Here is a 1,193-nt window from a genome sequence, read left to right as displayed (position 1 = left end):
CGGCCAGCACGGCCAGCGCCAGCAGCGCGGCGCGGAGGCGCCCGGCCGCCCTCATACCGGGATCCGGCCCACGGCGAACTGGCTGTCCGGCGTCGCCACCAGCCCCCAGAGCAGGCTGAGCGCGACCCCCAGCACCAGCAGGCCGAGCAGGGCGCGCGTCTCCTCGCCGCGCAGGCGGGTGCCCATGCTGGCGCCGAACTGCGCCCCCGCCACGCCGCCCACCAGCAGCAGCAGGGTCAGCACGATGTCGACGCTGCCGGTGGAGACCGCCTGCAGCAGCGTGACGTTGGCGGCGACGAACACCACCTGGAACAGCGAGGTGCCGATCACCACCGCCGTCGGCATGCCGAGCAGGTAGATCATGGCGGGGACCAGCATGAAGCCGCCGCCCACCCCCATCACCGCCGACAGCACGCCGATGCCAAACCCCACCAGCAGCGGCGGGATGACCGAGATGTAGAGCCGCGACTTGCGGAAGCGCAGCTTGAAGGGCAGGCCGTGCATCCAGAGATGCGCGTGCAGCCGGGCCGGCGCCACCTGGCGGCGGCGGCGCAGGATGGCGCGCACGCTCTCGCGCACCATCAGCGCGCCGACCGTGCCCAGGATGACGACATAGAAGACCGAGACGGCGAGATCGACCTGCCCCTGCCGTCGCAGCCAGGCAAACAGCTGCACCCCGGCGAAGGAGCCGAGGAAGCCGCCGGCCAGCAGCACCCCCCCCATGCGCGGATCGACATTGCCGCGCCGCCATTGCGCGATCAGCCCGGAGACCGAGGCGCCGAGCGTCTGGTTGGCCCCCGAGGCGACGGCGACGGGGGCGGGAATGCCGATCAGGATCAGCAGCGGCGTCAGCAGGAAGCCGCCGCCCACGCCGAACAGGCCGGACAGCCAGCCGACCCCGAACCCGATGCCCAGCAGCAGCAGCGCATCCACCGACATCTCGGCGATCGGCAGATAGACCTGCATCGCGTTCCCGTCTCGCAGCCTTTCCCGCGACCGCACAGGTGACGCCTGCCGCCGCACCGCACAAGGGACATTCCGAATGCGGCAAGTCTTGGGCTAAAGCGTCAGGACGGCCCGGGTTGAGGGCTTTTTTCGGGATCTTCGCATGCGGCTCTCCCGCCGGGGCCTGCTGGCCACCGCCCTCGCCACCCCGCTGGCCGCGCCGCTCGCCCTGCCGGCGCTGCGCCGCG

At 72.3% G+C, this 1,193-nt stretch carries 1 protein-coding gene; it reads right to left on the bottom strand.

The features are described from left to right. Window positions 1-51: 51 nt before the first annotated feature. Complete coding sequence (locus tag HMPREF0731_RS20520) at window positions 52-966, bottom strand: sulfite exporter TauE/SafE family protein (RefSeq protein ID WP_007006145.1); 915 nt, start codon at window positions 964-966, stop codon at window positions 52-54. Window positions 967-1,193 lie beyond the last annotated feature (227 nt).

The organism is Pseudoroseomonas cervicalis ATCC 49957, from assembly GCF_000164635.1.
GTDB classification, from domain to species: domain Bacteria; phylum Pseudomonadota; class Alphaproteobacteria; order Acetobacterales; family Acetobacteraceae; genus Pseudoroseomonas; species Pseudoroseomonas cervicalis.
This window is presented reverse-complemented; position numbering and strand designations above follow the sequence as displayed.

Excerpts from the sequence above, each read along its gene's own strand:
- HMPREF0731_RS20520 (WP_007006145.1), bottom strand. The coding sequence starts at position 966 with ATGCAGGTCTATCTGCCGATCGCCGAGATGTCGGTGGATGCGCTGCTG.